The organism is Psychromonas sp., from assembly GCF_041586535.1.
Classification (GTDB): domain Bacteria; phylum Pseudomonadota; class Gammaproteobacteria; order Enterobacterales; family Psychromonadaceae; genus Psychromonas.
Genome location: NZ_JBFGZY010000012.1, coordinates 1 through 13,045 on the forward strand (window position 1 = coordinate 1; position 13,045 = coordinate 13,045).

Here is a 13,045-nt window from a genome sequence, read left to right on the forward strand (position 1 = left end):
CCTCAGGGTAGGCTCGATTGTGAATATCGATGGCGTTATTTATATCATCTAATTCATGCCCTTTATTCTGCAGGTAAATCATCGCTTTTTGTTTCAGATACGGGTTGCCAATTCGCTGTCTGTATTTTCCTGAGAGCAGGGAGGCTGCGCCCTGTTGATAATCATGCTGATCTTCTGCAAAGGCCTGGAAAAGCGTTTCAGCAGGGATCCCTTTGCGTTTCAGATCAGCTTTAATGCGTTTGCTGCCGAATCCTTTGTTTTGTGACGAGCGGATAAAATTTTCCACAAAGCGCGCATCATTAAGATAACCATAGTTAATACATTCGTTAATGACTGTATCAATCCATTGCTGATTGTCGGTTTTACGGCCGATTTTTTCACGTAACTCGTTTTCACTATGGTCACGTCGTCCCAGATGCCAGAGGGCAGAGCGGCGAACACCTTCGATATTAGTGGCGGGTTTGATGGGTTTATTAAATGACATGTTTTCCTGAAACTGATGAATAGAGTGTTATTACCCGATTAAGGATTTCTATCATAACGGCAAAACAGGGCTTGGGGCAAAATAATCACTGTTTTTATCAAATAACGGTTGGTTTAAGGATTGAGGTTGACACGGAGATACAGTGCAGATTGTCTGATTTTGTAGCGATTTGGTATTGCTCCTGAGGAAAATTTATTTATAATATGCGCCCCCGATTAGGGTTCCATCGGGGTGAAAAAGTTAGAATTGAATTTCTAATATATTCCCAAGCTACCTGAATCTGCATCGTCAGGTAGCTTGGAAAACAAATAGCAGTAAAACACAATTTAATAGCGGGTTCCCTCACCCCGCACATTTTTTATAACTAAAAAGGTCAAATCATGTTATCTCTAACAGCAGATCAAATTCGCCGTGCACTTTTCGTATTGGTGAGCCTCCATATTTTAATTATCAGCGCCAGTAATTACCTCGTGCAGTTACCCTTTACCATCTTTGGTTTCCACACCACATGGGGGGCATTCAGTTTCCCGTTTGTTTATCTGGCAACAGATTTAACGGTCAGAATTTTTGGTCAGGCGGCGGCGAGAAAAATAATCGTTAAAGCGATGCTGCCGGCGTTTTTAATTTCCTATGTGATCGGGGTGCTTTTCCAGCAGGGCGGATTTCAAGGTGCAAGCGCGCTAGTGGAATTAAATACCTTTGTATTGCGGATCGCATTTGCCAGTTTTGCGGCATATTTTGTTGGTCAGTTAATGGATATCAAAGTATTTGCAACATTACGTAAAACCCGCTCCTGGTGGGTTGCACCGGCATGTTCAACGGTGATTGGTAATCTGGTTGATACCGTTGTATTTTTTGGATTCGCCTTTTATGCGTCCAATGATCTGTTTATGGCTGAACATTGGCCTGAGATCGCCACCGTTGATTATGCTTTTAAACTGATTGTAAGTTTAGGTCTGTTTTTACCCGCTTATGGTGTCCTGCTCAAAGTGCTTGAACGCAAACTGGTGCAATCACCGGCACAAAAGCGTTTCGCTTGACTTTTTTCTGCGGGTATCTTTGCTATAAAAATACCCGCAGTACCTATCTCTGATATTTCTTCTAAAACAGCATCAGCAGATGCGAACATATAGAAAGTTAACCCTGTTCGATTTATAATCTTCGCTGTGCGGATTACTAACATTTAGCCCTATGCTCTGCTCAGGGGCTTCTATGCCATTAGCCCCATACCCAGTATCATCACCACCACGAGAAATATTGCCACATCCCAGCAAGCAATGTAGTCCTCGGCCCATTTTATTCTCGCCATGACAACAGCAACCATATTTATTAATCTAACCCGGTTGCGCCGTTGTACTTCACTGACAGTATATCTAATACCGGCCCAGTTTATGCCCATACGGCACAGTGACTTCACGCTGCGCGTTAAAAATAGCTGCAGATCATCTGCTGACACTGGTTGCACCGACAGGAACCAGCCCATCCGCAACACGACCATGGCCACAAAATACGCTAACAGAATGGGCCAGAGACTCTCGAGCGCCTGCATGTACCCAGCTTGAACTGACGAAGGCCTTAGCCACCAGGGGGCAAAGAGGATGGTTAGAAGCAGCACCACCCAGGGCCATACAAGCCCCGCAGCGGGAGCCAACCCCATTGGGTTGGCGGACGGTCGAAGCAGATATAGCAGCCTCACCATAAGCAGCGAAGTGGCAACAGTGCTGGCCAATAGCAGCATCAATAACAGTGTATTCCAGGGCGTCGGAGCATAGAAGGTATAAGCTTTTACGAGATGTTTGACTAGCATGCCGCTGGTCCAGGGTGCCCCGGCTAAGGCCAACGCGGGCAGCCATAAAGCAAACCAGATCCAACGCCGCTGCAGGCGATCCTGGCTACCGGCAATACCGACCCCCAAAAATAGCGCACCTTTGCTCAGGCCGTGGTGCAGGGCATAAAAAGCGATACCCGGCAGAATGTTCGGCCAGGCCTGCGGGGCAAGCATTCCCAGCCCCATCGTCATAGTTATTATGCCCATCTGACTGATACTGGAATAGGCCAGCAGGATTTTTGGATCGCGCTGCATCACTCCTATTACGACGCCGTAAAAAGCGGAGGTTAGCCCTGCAACGATGATAACCCCGCCCCACTCGGGCAGGGCGACTTCACCCAATGGTAGCAGTCGCAACCAACCTAACAACCCGGCTTTGAGCATGGCGCCAGATAGAACAGCACTGGCCGGCGCTGGCGCTACCGGATGCGCCAGAGGCAACCAAACGTGCAGGCCAAAAACGCCTACCTTGATGGCGAAACCGGCTAAAGCCAGCAGGATTACAATTTCCCGGTTATCTGCGTCGATGAGACCGATACGTACAACATCGAAAGTTGTGCTACCAGTGGCATACGTTGCTAATATTAATGAGGCGAACAGCATTACCTCGCCCGCGACCACAAAACCGATATAAACTCGTCCAGCTAGCAGGGCAGCAGTAGTGCCGTTGAAAATGACTAAGCCATAGGAGGCAAAACTCATCAAGGTAAAACCCAAATAGAAGCCTTGTAGCTCCTGAGCCAGGATCAAAGCGAAGTTACCCCCCATGGCCGGCAGGAAAAACAGATAAAAGCGAGTACGTTGCTCTTGTTTGAGGAAATAAGCTCGGGCATAGCGCCCTGAAACTGTCCATAACAGCGCCGCCGGCAGCAGGAACATCTGCCCTATTGTGTCCAGTCCCAGCTCGCTGCCAAGCATCATCCAAGGCAGATGCCAGCGCATCCCGGATGGCGCCACGAGCAGGCTGGCCAGCAACGCCGGCAGTGCTGCCCAAGACGCCAGATGCAGCACCACAGGGCGTATTCTCTTGAAGACCAGCAGTAACGTCAGAAACAGTGGCCACCCGACAGCTAGCAACAGCAAACCACCTGAGGGCATCATATTCATGGCTGATAAAACTCCCGTTCTGCAATTAGCTGTACCCACTCCAGAGGACTGAATGGTGCTGTTGCCAGCAGACCCGCGGTAACGGCCATCACGGCAGTTACAACCGGTGGCAACAGCAGCGCCCAGGCGGTCTCTTTGTTGCCGATATCGTGTTCATCTGGCCAGGCATCCGGTGGAGACTGAAACCAGATACGATGCAGAGCTGGCAGAAAATAGGCTGCGTTGAGTAGACTGCTGCTAAGCAGTACAATGATCACCCACTCCTGGCCTGCTTCTAAGGCCCCGAGACCGAGATACCACTTGCTAATGAAACCGGCCGTCGGGGGGATTCCGATCATGCCAAGGGCTCCGATAGTAAAGGCCGTCATCGTCCAGGGCATGCGCCGTCCCACACCGTTCATCTCGCTTACTTTATGAATACCTAGTGTTTTCGCCAGATTACCCGCGCAGAAGAACAGAGTAATTTTCATTAAGCCTTGATGCACTAAATGTACCAGGCCGCCGATGGTGGCGATCGGGCCGGCGATAGCCACACCCAGTACGATATAGGAAACCTGGCTGACTGTAGAGAAGGCGAGCCTGCGCTTTAAATCATCCTGAAACAGCGCCCGCAAAGATCCGTAGATAATCGTCACAGCTGCTAGCAGTGCAAGGGGTAGGGTAAGGCCAAGAAGTGCAGCCCGCTCTGCTCCAAAAACATCATAAATCACACGGACAATACCAAATGCTCCCGCCTTGACCACCGCCACAGCATGCAGCAGGGCGCTGACGGGGGCCGGGGCAACCATAGCTGTAGGCAGCCAGCTATGCAATGGTACAAGCGCGGCCTTCACGCCCAGTCCGGCGATCAGCAAAACAAAAATAGATACCAAGGAAAACCGAGATTCTTCGTTCAAGCCGTGGATAAACCCCTGCGGCGTAAATTCCAGCGTATCCGTGAGCGTATAAAGCCACACTGTACCCAACAAAAGTAAGGCTCCCCCACAAAGTGTGTAGGCGAGGTAACTCTGCCCGGCCCGGTAGGCCTTTGCGGTGCCGTGGTGCACAATCAATGGATAGGCCGATAACGTCAACAGTTCGTAAAACAGCAGGAAAGAGAGCAAATTACCGGAAAGAGCGACACCTGTGGTGGCCGTGACGCACAGGCTGAAAAAGCCGAAGAAACGACTGCGGTTGGGTGAACCTTTCAGGTAACCAATAGCGTAGATGGTGGTCAGTAGCCACAATCCACTGGAGAGGCCGACAAACAGCAAGGCTAGCGGATCGGCACGCAGTACCAGATCAAGATCCGCCAGCAATGGCAGGCGCGTTTCAAAAACATGGCCATGATAGACGCGCACAAACATCCAGATAACCAGCGCAAGTGTGGCAAAGTTGCCAAACAGGTTGAGCATCGTGCGCAGGCGCACACTGTCCTCTGCCAGGCTGAAGATGATCAGACTGAGTAACAATGAAATTGCGACGACCAGCAGTGGAATCCATGCATCCCAGTTCATAATGTCACCTCACGGGTGGAAAATGGATCGCCGATAACAAGCAGTGATAAAACTTGAGGAGCTAGAAATCCTAACAGGATTGCTGCGCAGGCCAGCAGCAAGGCTGTCCACTGCATCAGTGCTGAAGGTATTGGTGAATCGGGTGCTACAGTAACTTGGGTAAAGGCATGCCCCAGCACCTTAAAGATATAGCCTGCTGCCAGTAGGCCACCGAGTAAAATGATTGCAACCATGCCCCATCGGCTTTGCTGTATAGCAGCTTCAAGCAGCAACCATTTACCGATAAAACCACCGCTTGGTGGAATCCCCATGATGCTTACCCCGGCCAGTGCAAATGCAGTCACAGAGAGCGGTAGGCGTTGTACTGCCCGGTCCAGATCTGCGATACGATCCTGGCCAGCAAAATGTAACAGATTACCCGCAGACAGAAACATAGCCGCTTTGGCCAATGCATGAGATAACGTCAGGTAGGCAGCCGCGTACCAGGCAGTAACACTGTTACTCGCAGCCAGCGAAAAAGCAATAAATAGGTAGCCGATTTGAGCCACCGTTGAGTATGCAATTAGCAATTTCAAGCGGGTTTGCATTAGAGCCAGCAAGGAGCCCCATAGCACGGCGATAGCGCCCAACAAGCCAAGCAGACTTTCTACGCCCTCAGCACCGAGCGGTTTGAAGATTTCCAGCCACAGACGTAGCAGGAGATAAAAAGAGGCCTTCACTACTAGCGCAGAGAGAACTGCACTGACCGGAGCCGGCGCACTGGCATGCGCAGGCGGTAGCCAGAAATGAAAAGGAAAAAGTGCGGACTTCAGGATTAGTCCTGTGCTCATTAACCCAAATGCAGCCCAGGTTATTGGTATTGATTCAACCCGCTGAGCAAGGATCGCAATATCAATGCTGCCAAAGCCGTGGTACAACAGTCCGACGCCAAACAAATAGGCTAGAGAGCCGAGCAGAGTGGCCAGCAGGTAGCGCATCGCTCCGGTCAAGGCATCCTTGTCGCCACTCAGGGCCGTCAATGCTACGGCGGCCAGGCCCATCAGCTCCAGAGTGACGTAGAGATTGAAAATATCCGCTGACAGAAACAGCGCATTTAGTGCAGCCAGCAGAAACAGCCAGAGTGGCCAGAATCGGGCTGAGCGTTTAGGTTCAAAATAGCCTGTGGAGTAGATACTGATGCAAAGCCCAACCAGAGCTGTCACCGTCAACATCAGCAGGCTCAGTCCATCAGCATAGAGGTCGATGCCAAGCGGCGCATTCCAGCCGCCCACGGCGTGGCGATAGACGCCGCTTTCCATCATTTGCCAAGCCAGTCCTGCAACCGAGATAACGACAGCAGACAAGATAATCAGCCCGACTATTGTTGTTACTGTCTGCCAGAGGAAACAGGCTATACCGCCCGCCAGCGGAAGCAAGATCAAGGCCACGCCCCAAGGAATATTCAAGAGAGCCTCTCTCATGGCTGTTACTCTCTTCTTTCTTCGGGAAGCTCGGCACGTCCGGTTTTTGCGGCTAGCCTCAACATTAAGGTAAGTGCCAATGCCGTTGCCGATACGGTCACCACGATGCCGGTAATCACCATGGCAAGAGGAACAGGATCCGCAGCCATACCTCCGGTTCGCTTTGCCAGCGCAACCAGCACCAGGAAGATCCCGCTGCCCATGATGTTGAGCGCCAGGATCTTACGCAACAGATGAGCGTATACAATCAGGGCATATAACCCGGTACAAAACAGTCCCACCCCCACCAGGGCATAAAAAAATGCGGCGTTCATTGTTTATCCTTTTGCTCTTGCTGGCCACCCAGAAACAGGGCGGCCAGAGTCACGCCGATAGAAAGGGTCGCCACAGTTTCGAGAATCAGGATCAGGATGCCAGCCTGATCCGGGGGATATTGCAAAACCCTTCCTTCCAAAAATAGCATCAACAGGGCAATGGTAATGAATGCAGCAAGCCCTGCGATTAGTGCGAGCCGCAGTAGTATCTGAGTCAGGCAGGGACGGAGTCGCCAACCTGCTAGTAACTGCAGGACTCCCGCAGCCCCTAAAACCGCCCCGGCCTGGAAAGCGCCCCCCGGTGCATGGGAGCCGGACCACAGCAAGTAGGCGGCCATCAGGATCAATAGCGGCGACAGTAACCGCGCAAAGGTGTCGAGTACAGGGCCAGAAGCAGGCCCGACCTGTAGAGATGAACCTGCAAGTGACCAGCACCCGAGCAGCGCAAGCAACAGCACGGCCATCTCCAACAGTGTGTCGTAACCGCGAAAGTTGAGCAGCACCGCGGTGACCGGGTTGGATACGCCGCTCACTTCCATTTTAACGGCTACAACTTTCTGAAGACCGTCCGCATGGTCAGGTAACGACAGTACCGCATAACCTATACCCATAGCGAGTACCAGTAATAACGGTAACAGCAAGCAACGATTTTTATCCATAGCAAACCTCTGAAGGGAGCTGTTTCGTCCGACGGTGCTGAACAGTGAAATATTCCATACAAACAACAATGAACTCTGCGACAAGAGCAATAATAATGACGTCAATACCGGAAACTATCAGTCCACTAAATTTATCAGGCTCTGAAATGATGCTCTTGCAGCCGGGAGCATCAGAGCGACAATAAAAATTATTTTGAGATTGATTCAGCCTACAAAATAATAACATTTGATGTTATCTCACAATTTAAGAACGATGAGCACGAGGAGACAAAAGCAAATATCTCCAGTAACTCTCTAATTTCGAAAATGAATAGTGGTTGCTTCAATAGATATTGAATCAGAATCCAGCCGCGTTCGGTCAATGTTAAAAAAAACATCACAACCAGTATCACGATCAATGTACTGGCAACGATGCGTTCAAACTTATGCAGATACTCAATCATCTTTCTTTTTGCCTTTTTTAAGATCATCATTTGAAAGATTGTCAGTGTGGGATTGAATATCATCACTGTCAGATGAAGCCATACAGATATCCCGAAGTCGAGCCAGAGCCGCCAACAACAACGCCCCGGTTAGCCCCGCACCGATGGCCGCTTCAGCCAATGCAACGTCAGTCGCATTCAGCCGCGCCCAGGCCAAGGCCATCAGCAGTCCAAAAGCGACAAACAACACGATGGCCTTGAACAAATCTGGACTGCTCAATGTCCGCCAGGCCAACCACAATAAGCCAAATCCCAGCAGGATATCAAAAAACCATTGCAGCAGGTTTAACGCCTCCATATGCGTATCCCTCTGTGCAAAGCACTCCTGGCAATCAAGTGGGAAACACTGGCCCCTGCAAGTACTACCAATAACCAGATCAGGAATAATTTACCCACGATGGCCCATGATTCAGCCTGCACGGCGAGGCCTGCTATCAAGAGACTTAAACCGACGTTGTCGGCCTTGGTTAATGCATGAAGCCTGGTATAAATATCCGGAAAACGCAGCAAGCCCAGAGTGCCAGCCAGAAAGAAAATGGCTCCAAGGGTAAGTAAAATCAATGACAGGTAGTCACTCAGTATCATGTTCGATCTCCTCGTTTGACCGGGTGAGTCGCACAAACGCCACGGCTGTCACTGCTGCCAGCAGGGCGAAGACCAACGCTACATCGAGAAGGGCTGCGTTGCCAAACACTTGTGCGAGCAGGAGTAACACTGCCACCGCAGTAGTGCCGAATAACTGTACCGCCAGCATACGGTCGGGAGCTGTCGGGCCACGCAGTACACGCCACATCCCTGCGAACAGATTCAGTAGCAGAAATATCGCCAGTGCGAGATAAAAGCTTTCCATACTGGCTCACTCGTCCAGTATGAGCGGTGTTGAAAATTCAGAGGGCTTGAACGCGAATACAGAATAGTCGAGCCGGTTCAGAACCTCGTCGATAACCGTCAAGCTGGCCTGATTATTCTCCGTCAGCATCACAGCACGTGTCAGAACGGGCTCACAATCTTCACCTGCTCCCATTACGCTCAAAATATTTTGAAATACCTTCATATTATTCACCTCCATTATTCAAATGCACAGCAAACATCCTCGCCACGTGTTGTTCAATCGCTAGCAGTGTCATTTGCAAGCGCTCACCTTCACCATCAAGTACATGTACCTTCAATACACCCGGACTCAACTCTGTGGATAATGTACCAGGCAGTAAACTTACGGTATTCACCATAACCACTTGCGCCAATCCCGGCGGCAATCTCAGGGGGTATTCAATTAGATCTGGTGCAATTGGCAAGCGCGGGTGACAGGCCCTTAAAGCCACGTCTATTCCTCCCATCAGGGAGCGAATAAAGAAAAACGGCACAAAACTAAACCATGCACTCCAGACCAAAGGCAATGGCGAGGTAAGCGTCATACTAGCTATCACGGCGAATACTACTGCCGGCACACCGAACCACCAGGACGATGCATCACCATTAGTGAGTACCCACCAGATGAGAGAGTATAAAGCCACACGCATTGCTATCATTGTGGCATAACCTGAGTAACGTTTAGTAACAGGCGATCAGCTGCTTTACTGACGACATCAGCCGATAGCAGCATTATCTCGGTGAAAATCGGGAATGCGTTCATTTAGTTGTCCTCCTCATTTTCGATGCGACTAGACAACCGATTATTTGTGCCAATCACATGGTGAATGATTACTCCCCCGCCAGAATCCGTGTCAACTCTACAAGTGCCAGTTGCGGGCTGCCAAACAACCGCTTCATCGCCGCATCGTGGGTGAGAAAAAATTGCAGCAAAGCCATTATGAGTATAGGAAGAATAAAGCCCTTTACAAAATGTTACTTTGAGGCGCAGTTTCCTTTGAAGTGTTTGTAATAGCCAGATCGCCATATAGTTTAAAAAAAACAGCACCAGCGAGAGCCCAAATAGTCGCAGGTAAGGCAAATTTTTGAAGATCTAGTGGGGCTAACGCTAGAAAATTTAACGCATAATACTCTTCCATGATCGAGTAAAGCTTCGAATGTGCATTACAAAATCAACCAGAGAAGGGTTGCTGGGTAACGTTATACACTATGTGGAGGCTTGAGCTGTATGCAGTGAAAATTGCACGTAGGGTTCTTAGGAAGGCGCTGCCTGGTGAAAGTGGAAGACAGTATTACTACTGACCATATTTCTCCTGCCGGCTCAATTGCAGCTGACAGCCCGGCGGCTGAGTATTTACGTGATCAGGGGGTAGATGAAAAAGATTTTAACTCCTATGGTTCCCGCCGCGGTAATCATGAGGTAATGATGCGCGGTACTTTTGCCAACGTCAGGCTAAAAAATCAATTGGCACCGGGTACAACCGGCAGTGCCACAACCCATTATCCTTCAAATCAGCAGATGTCGATTTTTGATGCAGCAATGAGATACCAACAGGATAACGTAAGTACCGTTGTATTGGCGGGTAAAGAGTACGGCACGGGCTCCAGTCGCGACTGGGCAGCTAAAGGTCCGGCATTGCTTGGCGTTAAAGTCGTTATGGCAGAAAGTTATGAACGCATACATCGCTCTAATTTAACCTCAATTCTGGATAAGCAAATCGATACAGCACCGTTATTTTCGCGTATTTCTGCGTTAAATCATTTCCCAATAGCCAGCTATTGCTTCGATGATTTGCCTTGAACTACACAAAACTAACAGCACTGTATAATGCAAATCTTTAATGTGTTGATACTAAAGGTGATTTCGATTCCATTATCCAGAGTTGAGGTTAATTTAATTGGCATGGGGATATTGCCACTGCAGTTTAAGCCGGGTGAAAGTGCTGAGTCGCATGGCTTATCAGGACATGAGCTATTTTCCATACCTGCGGTTGGTGCTGGGCAGAAGCAGCTGGTGGTGCAGGTTGAGAGCGATGCGAATAAAAAGGATATTGAGTTTGATGTGAGGATTGATACCGCCAATGAGTTCGACTACTTCTCAAATGGCGGAATATTGTCTTACGTTATTCGCAATATGCTGGAGATGTCATCGTAAAGGCTGTTATCCCGGTCGTTAATGAGCTCAAACTATAAAGCACCTTACGCCCGCAGCTGGGCGTTTTTTGAATGGTAAAATACACTTTATGCAGGAAAACGGGAATTGTGCGGGTGAAATGTTGTTTCTTGCAGGCATAATGACAGTATCACTTTGCCTTGATCGACAGCTTTAAAATATCAGTTAGAACTCCGCGTTCATTTTTGCCAGACACTTAAGCAGTATTGCACGTTCTTGTTCATCTAAATTAGCGGTAAGATCCTGCGTGAGGGCAAGGTGCAGATCATCGTGCTCCCGGTAAAACGCTTTGCCGGTAGCGGTCAGGTCAACCAGAATAGAGCGCCGATCCGAGTGGTGCGGGCGGCGCTCAATAAAGCCTGCATTTACCAGCTTGTCGACCTGCACAGTCAATGTGCCTGTCGTTATTCCTAATCTGCTCGCGAGCTCTTTCATGCGCATTGCACCGTGGCTACCCAAGACCTCAATGGTATGGGTTTGCGCAAGTGAGAAATGTTTATCTTTTACGACGGACTGTTCCCAGGAAGAAAGTTTGTCGTAAAATTCGATGATACAATGGTTCAGCTTTTCAAGTTCTTTCATAGGCGACTTAACGTATCTCCGCACAGTGGTTTACTTCAATGGTGAGATGATCAATTTTATCAAATTTTTCCAGTAATTGTTTGTAATGTTCTACCGGTTTTGGTGCCTGTGACACTAATGAGATCATTGCAGCATAGTGATCGGCACTGATTTTCCAGATGTGGATATCACTGACTTTATTGTTATCTTGGATTTCCAGGGTGCTGATTATCTGCTTTTGATATTCAGGCGTAATGCTTGCGTCTAATAGAATAGGACCGGTTTGTTTGATCAGGCCAATAGCCCATCGGGTAATGATCACTGACCCGACAATCCCCATTAAAGCATCCACCCAGTTCCAGCCCCAGTATTTTCCGGCAACCAGCGCAACGATTGCGAGCAGTGACGTCAGTGCATCGGCTAAAACATGAAAGTAGGCCGCCTTCAGATTGTGGTCATGGTGATGTTCGTGATCATGCGCATGGTGATGGTGATCATCCTCTTTAAGTAAAAAGACACTGATAATATTAACAGACAGGCCAATCACTGCGACCAGAATAGCCTCATTAAATTGAATTTCCTGTGGTGACATTAAGCGGTGAATTGATTCACCAAGCATAATGAGAGCAACTAATCCAAGGGCGATAGCACTGCTAAATCCTCCCAAAACACTGGCTTTGCCGGTACCGAAGGTAAAGGATTCGTTGCTGGCATGCTTGCGGGCATACTGATAGGCAAAAATGGTGATCAAAAATGCAACGGCATGAGTGCCCATATGCCATCCGTCTGCCAGCAATGCCATTGAACCATACAGTGTTCCAGCTGCAATTTCTATTACCATGGTAACGACAGTAAGGATAAGCACGTAATAAGCTCGCCGCTCACCGCGCTGGTTATGGTTGGTAAAGTCATGGTTATGCTGCCATTTTTGTAGAGTATGAGCGTCCATTTATCTTCCTTGTCTAGCTTAGTTTGATAGTCAAACAAGTTTAATTTTATTTAGTTTGATCGTCAAGGTAAATATTTTTCAGTCCGTAACCTGGTGTTGCTTCACGAATGGCGCTGATGTTGTGTCAGGTGTCGTCCCGTCAGCATAAAATCACTATTCCATGCTTGACCTTGCCCTAAGGGCATGGCTTAATCTGTTTTTATCCTTTGTTCTGTCGATTTGTAGTATATGAAACGCTTTTTCACGTTAATGCTGATGCTTACGATACTGTTAACTTTCACTCAGAAAGTGACGGCATTTGCACCTGTGTTAGAAAGTGAAAACGCTGCTATGATCCATTGTGATATGTCTGCAACTGCAGGTAATGCCCATATGGTGATGGAAAAAGCAGACTGTAGCGGCGAAATGTCGCAGAGCATGGATTGCCAAAGTGATTGCGAGATGATGACTGTCGTCTCTGTGCTGTACTTTGTTGACCATGAACACAAGGTGATGCAGCCTCAGTCGTTACTCGCTTATCAACACGGAATACCGCTCTCCCCGCATTACTTCCCTGAATCTTTATACCGGCCTCCTTTTTTAAGTTAATTTTTTACTCCCTGTCGCGGAGTTAACGTTTTGATTGTTGGTCATCGTATGACCTGTTTATGCAGAACAAAGAT

Annotated in this window: 15 protein-coding genes and 2 pseudogenes; 4 read left to right on the forward strand and 13 right to left on the reverse strand. The window is 48.8% G+C overall.

All coding sequences use genetic code 11. From position 1 onward, the window contains the following. On the reverse strand, window positions 1-484 hold a 484-nt coding region (locus ABZA00_RS02525; RefSeq protein WP_372880574.1), incomplete at its 3' end, for a regulatory protein RecX. 380 nt (window positions 485-864) lie between these two features. Between ABZA00_RS02525 and ABZA00_RS02530 the strand changes: the two genes are divergently transcribed. Continuing rightward, the gene (locus tag ABZA00_RS02530; RefSeq protein ID WP_372880575.1) at window positions 865-1,524 is read left to right on the forward strand and encodes a 7-cyano-7-deazaguanine/7-aminomethyl-7-deazaguanine transporter; all 660 of its coding nucleotides are present in this window, start codon (window positions 865-867) and stop codon (window positions 1,522-1,524) included. A 170-nt stretch (window positions 1,525-1,694) separates the two neighbouring features. On the opposite strand, the gene ABZA00_RS02535 is transcribed toward ABZA00_RS02530, so the two are convergent. The 10 genes from ABZA00_RS02535 to ABZA00_RS02580 form a co-directional block, all read right to left on the reverse strand. After that, window positions 1,695-3,419, reverse strand: coding sequence for a complex I subunit 5 family protein (locus tag ABZA00_RS02535; protein ID WP_372880576.1), 1,725 nt, complete (start codon window positions 3,417-3,419; stop codon window positions 1,695-1,697). Next, the gene (locus ABZA00_RS02540) at window positions 3,416-4,915 is read right to left on the reverse strand and encodes a complex I subunit 5 family protein (RefSeq protein WP_372880577.1); all 1,500 of its coding nucleotides are present in this window, start codon (window positions 4,913-4,915) and stop codon (window positions 3,416-3,418) included. Before ABZA00_RS02540 ends, ABZA00_RS02535 begins: the two co-directional genes overlap by 4 nt. Further along, a complete protein-coding gene (locus ABZA00_RS02545; RefSeq protein ID WP_372880578.1) occupies window positions 4,912-6,342 on the reverse strand; it encodes a complex I subunit 5 family protein in 1,431 nt (476 codons plus the stop codon). Before ABZA00_RS02545 ends, ABZA00_RS02540 begins: the two co-directional genes overlap by 4 nt. 38 nt (window positions 6,343-6,380) lie before the next feature. Further along, window positions 6,381-6,689: an NADH-quinone oxidoreductase subunit K gene (locus ABZA00_RS02550; RefSeq protein WP_372880579.1), complete on the reverse strand. Its 309-nt coding sequence runs from the start codon at window positions 6,687-6,689 to the stop codon at window positions 6,381-6,383. Then, window positions 6,686-7,348 carry a Na(+)/H(+) antiporter subunit B gene (locus ABZA00_RS02555; protein WP_372880580.1) on the reverse strand — a complete coding sequence of 221 codons (663 nt, stop codon included), beginning with the start codon at window positions 7,346-7,348 and terminating at the stop codon, window positions 6,686-6,688. The genes ABZA00_RS02550 and ABZA00_RS02555 overlap by 4 nt, the downstream gene beginning before the upstream one ends. A 435-nt stretch (window positions 7,349-7,783) precedes the next feature. Then, the gene (locus ABZA00_RS02560) at window positions 7,784-8,128 is read right to left on the reverse strand and encodes a Na(+)/H(+) antiporter subunit B (protein WP_372880581.1); all 345 of its coding nucleotides are present in this window, start codon (window positions 8,126-8,128) and stop codon (window positions 7,784-7,786) included. Then, complete coding sequence (gene mnhG, locus ABZA00_RS02565) at window positions 8,116-8,415, reverse strand: monovalent cation/H(+) antiporter subunit G (RefSeq protein WP_372880582.1); 300 nt, start codon at window positions 8,413-8,415, stop codon at window positions 8,116-8,118. Before mnhG ends, ABZA00_RS02560 begins: the two co-directional genes overlap by 13 nt. Next, window positions 8,402-8,680 (reverse strand): monovalent cation/H+ antiporter complex subunit F, encoded by a 279-nt coding sequence (locus ABZA00_RS02570; RefSeq protein WP_372880583.1) that lies wholly within the window; start codon window positions 8,678-8,680, stop codon window positions 8,402-8,404. Before ABZA00_RS02570 ends, mnhG begins: the two co-directional genes overlap by 14 nt. Before the next feature lie 6 nt (window positions 8,681-8,686). Next, window positions 8,687-8,884 (reverse strand): hypothetical protein, encoded by a 198-nt coding sequence (locus tag ABZA00_RS02575; protein WP_372880584.1) that lies wholly within the window; start codon window positions 8,882-8,884, stop codon window positions 8,687-8,689. 1 nt (window position 8,885) lies between these two features. Then, the gene (locus ABZA00_RS02580) at window positions 8,886-9,359 is read right to left on the reverse strand and encodes a Na+/H+ antiporter subunit E (RefSeq protein WP_372880585.1); all 474 of its coding nucleotides are present in this window, start codon (window positions 9,357-9,359) and stop codon (window positions 8,886-8,888) included. A 605-nt stretch (window positions 9,360-9,964) separates the two neighbouring features. Between ABZA00_RS02580 and acnA the strand changes: the two are divergent. Together acnA and ABZA00_RS02590 are read left to right on the forward strand one after the other, a co-directional pair. After that, window positions 9,965-10,390, forward strand: a pseudogene (acnA, locus tag ABZA00_RS02585) (aconitate hydratase); the annotation flags it as partial. 201 nt (window positions 10,391-10,591) lie between these two features. Next, window positions 10,592-10,855 (forward strand): annotated as a pseudogene (locus ABZA00_RS02590) (hypothetical protein); the annotation flags it as partial. Between the two features lie 183 nt (window positions 10,856-11,038). Here the strand turns inward: ABZA00_RS02590 and ABZA00_RS02595 are convergent. Continuing rightward, window positions 11,039-11,455, reverse strand: a complete 417-nt coding sequence (locus ABZA00_RS02595; protein WP_372880586.1) for a MarR family winged helix-turn-helix transcriptional regulator — start codon at window positions 11,453-11,455, stop codon at window positions 11,039-11,041. A 7-nt stretch (window positions 11,456-11,462) separates the two neighbouring features. Then, window positions 11,463-12,383, reverse strand: a complete 921-nt coding sequence (gene dmeF, locus ABZA00_RS02600; RefSeq protein ID WP_372880587.1) for a CDF family Co(II)/Ni(II) efflux transporter DmeF — start codon at window positions 12,381-12,383, stop codon at window positions 11,463-11,465. Between the two features lie 228 nt (window positions 12,384-12,611). Here dmeF and ABZA00_RS02605 point away from each other — a divergent pair, with 228 nt between their 5' ends. Further along, window positions 12,612-12,971: a hypothetical protein gene (locus ABZA00_RS02605; protein WP_372880588.1), complete on the forward strand. Its 360-nt coding sequence runs from the start codon at window positions 12,612-12,614 to the stop codon at window positions 12,969-12,971. The last annotated feature ends 74 nt before the right edge of the window (window positions 12,972-13,045 follow it).